At 25.5% G+C, this 7876-nt stretch carries 10 protein-coding genes; 6 read left to right on the top strand and 4 right to left on the bottom strand.

Annotated features, from left to right (window positions below; translation table 11 throughout):
- Nucleotides 1-263: 263 nt before the first annotated feature.
- From A9758_RS03005 to A9758_RS02980, 6 genes are all read left to right on the top strand, one after another.
- Nucleotides 264-971: a hypothetical protein gene (locus tag A9758_RS03005; RefSeq protein WP_011406287.1), complete on the top strand. Its 708-nt coding sequence runs from the start codon at nucleotides 264-266 to the stop codon at nucleotides 969-971.
- 90 nt (nucleotides 972-1061) lie between these two features.
- Entirely contained in the window at nucleotides 1062-1511 is a 450-nt protein-coding gene (locus A9758_RS03000) for a ribonuclease domain-containing protein (protein WP_011406286.1), read from the top strand.
- A 19-nt stretch (nucleotides 1512-1530) separates the two neighbouring features.
- A complete protein-coding gene (locus tag A9758_RS02995) occupies nucleotides 1531-1773 on the top strand; it encodes a barstar family protein (protein WP_011406285.1) in 243 nt (80 codons plus the stop codon).
- The gene (locus A9758_RS02990) at nucleotides 1774-2013 is read left to right on the top strand and encodes a hypothetical protein (RefSeq protein ID WP_011406284.1); all 240 of its coding nucleotides are present in this window, start codon (nucleotides 1774-1776) and stop codon (nucleotides 2011-2013) included.
- A gap of 969 nt (nucleotides 2014-2982) precedes the next feature.
- Nucleotides 2983-3390 carry a hypothetical protein gene (locus A9758_RS02985; RefSeq protein ID WP_011406283.1) on the top strand — a complete coding sequence of 136 codons (408 nt, stop codon included), beginning with the start codon at nucleotides 2983-2985 and terminating at the stop codon, nucleotides 3388-3390.
- Between the two features lie 70 nt (nucleotides 3391-3460).
- Entirely contained in the window at nucleotides 3461-3826 is a 366-nt protein-coding gene (locus tag A9758_RS02980) for a hypothetical protein (RefSeq protein WP_011406282.1), read from the top strand.
- 54 nt (nucleotides 3827-3880) lie between these two features.
- On the opposite strand, the gene thiE is transcribed toward A9758_RS02980, so the two are convergent.
- From thiE to A9758_RS02960, 4 genes are all read right to left on the bottom strand, one after another.
- The gene (gene thiE / locus A9758_RS07630) at nucleotides 3881-5446 is read right to left on the bottom strand and encodes a thiamine phosphate synthase (RefSeq protein WP_011406281.1); all 1566 of its coding nucleotides are present in this window, start codon (nucleotides 5444-5446) and stop codon (nucleotides 3881-3883) included.
- A 10-nt stretch (nucleotides 5447-5456) separates the two neighbouring features.
- On the bottom strand, nucleotides 5457-6314 hold the full coding sequence (gene thiM / locus A9758_RS02970; RefSeq protein WP_011406280.1) for a hydroxyethylthiazole kinase: 858 nt from the start codon (nucleotides 6312-6314) through the stop codon (nucleotides 5457-5459).
- A 104-nt stretch (nucleotides 6315-6418) separates the two neighbouring features.
- Entirely contained in the window at nucleotides 6419-7243 is an 825-nt protein-coding gene (locus A9758_RS02965) for a DUF3100 domain-containing protein (protein WP_011406279.1), read from the bottom strand.
- A gap of 117 nt (nucleotides 7244-7360) precedes the next feature.
- Nucleotides 7361-7798, bottom strand: a complete 438-nt coding sequence (locus A9758_RS02960; RefSeq protein WP_048059716.1) for a hypothetical protein — start codon at nucleotides 7796-7798, stop codon at nucleotides 7361-7363.
- Nucleotides 7799-7876 lie beyond the last annotated feature (78 nt).

Here is a 7876-nt window from a genome sequence, read left to right as displayed (position 1 = left end):
AAATATATATTATATAATAAAACAAATTTCCTCTAAATTATTCTACCAAATACTTTATAATAATTAAAATAATAAGGAATTTATTAAATTAGAATATATGTTTATAAAGAGAAATAATTAATATAAGCTACGACATACATTAATATACAAAAATTAAATATCAACAATGTTTTTCTAAATAATTATTATTATTTATAGAATATACCTATATTGTTGTTAAGTTTGAAAAAAATCAAACTAATAAAATATTTGGGGTTAATTTTATGAATACAGAAAATGAAAAAATAAAAACTAAAATAGATGCAGAAATAGTAAATTCTAACACGAAAATGTATACTGTTTCAGTAAAAGTTACTGAAGCCCAAACAAATGCACCTGTTTTAAAAGGAAAAGTTATAGTTACCTCAAAGAAAGGAAAAATTGTTGGTAGTGGAAAAATTTCAAAAGATGGAACAGCAACAATAACCTCATCAATATCACGAAAAGACTATATATTAACAGTACACTATGAAGGCACAAAAAAATATGATGAGTCTAAAACTAAAATAGATTTCCAATCAGAATATCTCTTCTATAAAACAAGCTTTTATCTATGGACTGCAATTATAGGTGCAATTATAATAATGTTATATATTATTATGCTAAATTCATACATTGTAACAACAACACCAACATCAATACTTGGAATATTTACAAGACAATTCCTACCATACCTATCCTTAGAGCCAGTAACATCACTTATACTTGTGAATACAGATTTTATTCAAATTCTAATAAATGTACTTGTATGGGTTTTAATAATATCATTTATTGTTGCAAGTGTATATGCAACCCAATTCAATCCAAATCTACACAACATAATAAGGAAAAATGTAACAAATCATAGCTTGTTTCATAACTTCTTTATTTATATTGTTGAAATCATAATGTTTATAACCATATTTGCTGTTATACTAGAATATGTAGTATAACAACATATTTCTTTTTTTAAAAAATAGTTAACTTTTTATTAAATATAATCAATAGAATAATTAATAAGAGGTGATTTTATTAATCAACAAATGATATCAGTAATTACTATTGTTATTATTGCCATTCTAGGTAGTGTTTTTGGAGTAAATATCCTATCAGACCATGATAATAATATAATTAGTAACAATAATACAACCAATATACATATTGTTGAAAATGGACAATATTGTACTGTTGATGAAGTGGCAGCTTATATAAAAGAATATCATAAACTTCCAAGTAATTATATAACTAAAAAAGAAGCACAAAAACTTGGATGGAATGGTGGTCCATTAAAAGAATATGCACCTGGAAAAAGTATTGGTGGAGATGTTTTTACAAATAGGCAGAAAATACTTCCAACTAGTACATCAAAATATATAGAATGTGATATTGATGCAAATGGTACCACACGTGGTTCCAAAAGAATAGTATATTCTACTGAAAATTATAAAGTCTACTACACTACAGATCACTATAAAACATTTAATGAAATATAGAAAAATTTGGTGAAAAATATTGAATATTGTAATATTAGATGGTAAAAAAATTAAACTTAAAACACATGACTATTTAATTAAAAAATTAGATTTACCAGATTATTATGGAAGAAATCTTGATGCTTTATATGATTGTCTTACAAGTATTGGTGTAAAAACAGAGATTCATCTAATAAATAGTAATGAAATATCTAAGGATTTATATGACACATTCTATGATGCAGCATGTGAAAGTAATTATTTAACATTTAGTAGTGATTAAATGAAGTATATAGATATAAATGGTAAATTAATAAGAAAAGATCCAATATATTATATACAAGATCTATTTAATTTTCCAGAATATGATGGTGATATAGATAGATTATATGAATTTCTTATAAAAATAGAGGAAGAAACCACGATACATATAATAAATACAGGATGTATGACACCACTTTTATTTGAAGTACTAAAAAAAGTATCAGATAAATCTAAATATATAAGTGTAGAGGTAGATTAAAAAAAAAATCCCCTTATCTTATATTATTTTTTTAAATAAAAAATTATTTTCTATTTATATTTAAAACAAGTATTTTCAAAAGAAGTACTTAAACATATATGTACTGCAAAGAAACCTATTCCATATGTTACAGATAAATATGATGTTCTTATATTATTTTCTGCTACTTCTTGACTAAAAAAAGTCCATGATTATATTTAAATAATAATCTAGTAAATAATGTTTCAGGAATAAATTGACACTCATGTGTATGACCAGATAATTCCATATCCATATCAATAGATGAGAATTCTTTCCAACACCTTAAAACATGATAGATTAAAATGTTGTTATATTTTGAATATTCATGAGAATAATTAGAAATAATCATTTTAGCATAATACTAACAATATTAACTAACAACCATCACATGAAATTCACTAGTAACATAACTAACCACCAATAACATAAACCTACTATTTACCAATATAACATAAAGCTCCCATTTTAAGTACATTTTAACTAAGTATATCATAAACTAATGTATATTGAAAGTATTTGTTTATGTCTTAGAATTCCTATAATTCTTTTTTTTAATCCTCTTTATTATTATACTCTTTTTTGAAATATAATATTTCTAATTGGTAGAAGTAGTAGAAAAAGTAGAACATATAAATAAGGTAGATGTAAATTAATGTTTATTCCAATGTGCAACAATTAATTTTTTAACTAATTTTATCATTTCTAATTTTTTTACCATCTTTTAATCTAATACTACATGATGAATTAATTATGAATCACTTGTATAATAATACTATTTTTAAGATAGATACTTGGATAATATACCTGTTTTTACTAAAATCTATTTAAATATCTCCTTTTAATTGTTATTTAAGCATATATTACTCGAAATACTTTAATATAACTTCATTTTCAAAGCTAAAGTATTTATAACAATAGTTATAAAAATAAAAATCAAGATGTGATAATATGAGTATAGGAAAAGATTGGGATGAAGAATATATAAATAACTTAAAAGAATTCGATAAACACATAAAAGAATCAACAGTTACACTAAACTATGAATTTATAACAGAACATTACTTTGAAATGTATGAAGTAGCATTAAATGCTGGTACTATCATGCCATACAGATTCAATACCATAGGACTTGCATATAAAGGACATGACCATGATAGACCAACAAAATTCAATAATTTTGACCCAAAAGTTAAAGAAAGACTAGAAAAAACATATGCAAAAAGAACAGAATTACAATATAAATATGCAGATCCTAACTCAAATCAAAAGGAAAGATATGAAGAATTTCTTGACAAAGAAATATATGATTTTATTGAAGAATTCCCACAATTTAAAGACATAATAATTCAAGAATAATACCTTGAATATCACCACCAACCTTTTTTATAAGAAAATAAAAAAAAAACTTTTTTTATTGAGTGATTAGATGACTATTGATAAAAATATTCAAAACATACTTCAAAAAGAAGAAAATAAAATGTTAAACTATCTTGAATGGTATAATACACTTCCAGGAGATTTTAGTGGAAAAATTAGAATCGATAGACACTATGCCAAATCTATAAAAAATGAGTTATTAAATAGTACAGATGCCTATCCAACAAAATTAGTATATATGTTAGATATTAATCCTTTAGAATATAATAAAAAATATCCTGGGGCTGTCATGTATGAAACCTATAAAATGAAAGCATACAGCATACTATATATGAATCAAGACAAGAAAAAAGGATGGTATGATGAAGATATGGGATTTGCTATTGGTTTAGAACTAATTTTTAAAGAATTTTAGATAAAAATATACAATGGTCCAAACTCATTAAATACTAAAAAAAATAGGAGAAAATTAATAATGTTTAAGACCTTCACTAAAGGCATCTAAAACTTCATTAATTAATTCCTTATTTATAATAACATCGATCCATTTAGGTGGAATAGATTTATAACCATAGTATAAAGCAGCAATCCCACCAGTTATAGCAGCATTTGTGTCAGTGTCTTCTCCAAAATTCACAGCACACAACACAGCATCACTATAATCACTACTATGATAACATGCATAGAATGCAATTTGTAATGCATTTACAACATATCCAGTACTATCTAAATTTTCTCCTGAATCAAAGAATAGATCATCGTATAAAGATTTAAATTCTGGATATTCTTTTAGTGGATACTGTTTTTTAGCCCTTTCAATTGCTTTTTTAATTAAAGTTTTAAGATTATTAGCTTCCCTATTTTCAATAATAGCTTGTACTAGGAAATTATATATATTACAACAAGCTTTACTAGTTTTATGTGCATGTGTTAATGATGAAACATTATTTATTAATTCAATAGCACTTTTTTCATCGATTGATTTTCTATTTATATATAATAATAATGGCATTATTCTCATTAAAGAACCATTACCATTTTCATATTCCTCAACTCCACCACAATCTAATGGATTTACACCCATTGTATAATTATAGATTGCTTCTTCTGTAGTTTGTCCAACATCAAAAACTTCATTCTCTGGAGTATACATGTTTTGATATAACCATTTACTAAATCTAGACATTATATCATCATAATCTATACCATATACTAAACTATCAGCTAATGCTAATGTTAAAGAACTATCATCAGACCAAGTGCCCTCTGGTTTATCATAAGTACCATGACCTCTCATTCCAGTTACAGGTGTTTTTTGTAGTGTAGATCTAGGTTTAAATTCATATGGAACACCAAGAGCATCCCCTACAATAACACCATATATAGCAGCATAAACATCATCTAAGGTTAACTTACTATTTACTAGATTATAAAAGTTAGTTGCAGCTTCTTTTGGAAGGTCACTTTTCATAATTGCTGAAACTATTGCTACACCATCAAAGCCATATTTATCTATTATTTCTCTAGTATTATGTTCTTTTACACCACCTATTGCTACGTGGGGTATTTTTATTGTTTTTTTAATTTTATTTAGATCCTCTTCTGAAATAACACTACAATCTGTTTTTGTTGGAGTTTTTTCTATAGCACCTATACCTAAATAGTCTGCTCCATCTTCTTGTGCTTGGAGTGCATCCCCATAGTTTTCAGCACTGATTCCAATAATTTTATCTGGTCCTATAATTTTTCTTGCTATTTTACAAGGCATATCATCTTGACCTAGATGAACTCCTGCAGAATCTACTGCAAGAGCTATGTCTATTCTATCATTAATAATTAATGGAACATTATATTTATCAGTTAATTTCTTAACTTTCTGTGCAAGATTTAAAAAATCTCTTGTACTACTATTTTTTTCTCTTATTTGAACAATAGTAGTGTTTCCTTTTAGAGCTTCCTCTATAATATTTAAAAATTCTGATTCAGTAAAATCAAATTGATCAGTTACTAAATAGACACTATAATCAATATCCATTTTCAATTACCTACATTTTATTTAATTTTGATTGAGAAAGTATTGTGCTTTTATTTAATTTTGATAATTCATCTATAAGATATATTCCAAATGAACCTGTTCCTTTGTTATTATCTCTTGCTGTTTTTGCAGCTAATTCTCCAGCTATACCCATTACAAGTGTACCTGTAATTGCTGCTTCTAATGGATTTGTTACTGCAAGATATGCTCCAAGTACACATCCTAACATACATCCACTACCTGTTATTCTAGACATCATAGCATCACCATTTTCTATTGTGTATACATCATGTCCATCAGATATTATATCAATTGGTCCAGATACTGCTATTGTAGTATTTAATTTTTCTGAAATATTCTTAATAAGATTACAATTAGAAATTAATGTATCTTTGTTTATAATATCACATTGAGCTACATCAACACCTTTTGCCATTGTACATTCATCTAATATATCATACATCATTGCTATTGCTTTGATTTCTGAAAGATTTCCTCTAATAATAGATGGTTTTGAATTTGTAATAATATCGATTGGTGTTTGATTTCTAATGTTACTAATACCTACACCTACAGGATCTAGTATGAATGGCTTATTATTTTCAATAGCAAATTTTGCTGATTTCTTCATTGTTTCTATTTGTTCTTTAGTTAATGTTCCAATATTTATTACAAGTGAATTAGAAATACCTACAATTTCTTCTGCTTCTTCTGGAGCATTTGCCATTATTGGTGATGCTCCTACTGCTAAAACAGCATTAGCACAATCTTTAACAGTAACTACATTTGTAATACAATGTGTTAATGGACTTTTTTCTCTTAATATTTCTACAACTTGTGCTATATTTTCTAATGTATATTCACTCATAATTTAATTCTCCAAAAATTTTTATTACTAATTATATTTTTGATTCTAATGATTAATATAATGTCTAATTCAAAAAAATAAAATAAAAAAAGTCTAAAAAAGAATTAACGTTTAAAAATATATTTACTTACAATAGGTTCTATATAAGCATATAATTTCTCTGTTAATGGTAATGATACGAGTATATACACATATACCCCTAGTATTAATGAAATTAAATTAGATATTCCACTAAATGCTAATAACTGATTTGATAAATCAGGATGAAGAGTTATAAGAGATGATACTGCTGCTACATTCATACTTGTACTTCCTACTCCACATGCTAAAGCATATGCATATGGATGTAGTGGAATTAAATATGAAAAACTTGCAATTATACTTATAAAAATTGTTCCAAGTATTATTCCAATAAGATATACTATCATAAATCCCTTAACTTCATCTGAAGAAAGACCATATTTATCTATTATAACTGCCATTTGTGGCTCTCTACATATGGAACTTGTCATTCCAATAGATTCACGTTTAAAACCAAGTAACAATGCTACAGGTAATGCTATAAATATTGATCCTATATCACCTAATTCTTCAAGAAATATGGCTATTCCTGTTTTTACTAATAAATCAATATTTTGTCCACTTGTTATTGCTAATTTTGCAATTAATGGTCCAATAATAATTAACATTATTTTTCCACAAGTTTTTGATTGTTTTTTAGTAATCCATGTAACATATTTTTCTAAATATAAAATTGTAACTAGTATTAATGAAAATATTAAAGGTAGAATTATAATTTTAAATCCTGAAGTTATTGTTATAGTAACTGTTCCAATAGCTTGAGATATTAAAACACAAATTAGTACTGTGATGTGTAGTTTATAATCAAGAAGTTCCCTTGATGATTCTATAATCTTTTTATTAAACATGTTAATTATTACCTTTGTATAGTATAATAATAGTTTATAGAATAATACTTTAATATTTTTACTAGTAACTATAATTTTATATAAATATTTTAAAAAAAAAGTTTTTTAGAAAGGAGTTTAAATCATTCCAGTATACATTAAAACTCCTTGTGCAATTAATGCAGAACCCATATATGTTCCTAATATTACAAAAAAGGTAACAATAATACCCTTTAGACCTACTTTTTTAAATTCTCCTAAGTCTTTTCCCATAGCTATTCCAGCATATGCTAGAAGTATTGTTGTTAATGATACAATATTTACCTTTGATGTATAGTATATAATAGTACTTGATATTGGTGACCATGGAAGTGCCACTATTAAACCTATAATACTTATGTAAATAATAGCAGGTATGTTATATGAAATATGATGTTCTATTATTAGTCCTAGTAAGGTTATAGCACATAAAATAAACATACCATATAAGGATTCTTGAAATGGATAATGATAACCTATATAGTTACCTATAGCAGACATGAAAGAAAAGATAATTAAAATAAGTATCCATTCCATCACCACTTCTTTAGATAAAATCTTTGACACTTTTAAATCAATCCTTTATTTTTTTATTTTCTTTTTTAAATAAAATTC

Source organism: Methanosphaera sp. A6, from assembly GCF_001729395.1.
GTDB lineage: Archaea > Methanobacteriota > Methanobacteria > Methanobacteriales > Methanobacteriaceae > Methanosphaera > Methanosphaera stadtmanae.
The sequence above is the reverse complement of the archived record's forward strand: the minus strand, read 5'-3'. Positions and strand labels throughout refer to the sequence as shown.

Excerpts from the sequence above, each read along its gene's own strand:
- A9758_RS03005 (WP_011406287.1), top strand. The coding sequence starts at position 264 with ATGAATACAGAAAATGAAAAAATAAAAACTAAAATAGATGCAGAAATA.
- A9758_RS03000 (WP_011406286.1), top strand. The coding sequence starts at position 1,062 with ATGATATCAGTAATTACTATTGTTATTATTGCCATTCTAGGTAGTGTT.
- A9758_RS02990 (WP_011406284.1), top strand. The coding sequence starts at position 1,774 with ATGAAGTATATAGATATAAATGGTAAATTAATAAGAAAAGATCCAATA.
- A9758_RS02985 (WP_011406283.1), top strand. The coding sequence starts at position 2,983 with ATGAGTATAGGAAAAGATTGGGATGAAGAATATATAAATAACTTAAAA.
- A9758_RS02980 (WP_011406282.1), top strand. The coding sequence starts at position 3,461 with ATGACTATTGATAAAAATATTCAAAACATACTTCAAAAAGAAGAAAAT.
- thiE (WP_011406281.1), bottom strand. The coding sequence starts at position 5,446 with ATGGATATTGATTATAGTGTCTATTTAGTAACTGATCAATTTGATTTT.
- thiM (WP_011406280.1), bottom strand. The coding sequence starts at position 6,314 with ATGAGTGAATATACATTAGAAAATATAGCACAAGTTGTAGAAATATTA.
- A9758_RS02965 (WP_011406279.1), bottom strand. The coding sequence starts at position 7,243 with ATGTTTAATAAAAAGATTATAGAATCATCAAGGGAACTTCTTGATTAT.
- A9758_RS02960 (WP_048059716.1), bottom strand. The coding sequence starts at position 7,798 with ATGGAATGGATACTTATTTTAATTATCTTTTCTTTCATGTCTGCTATA.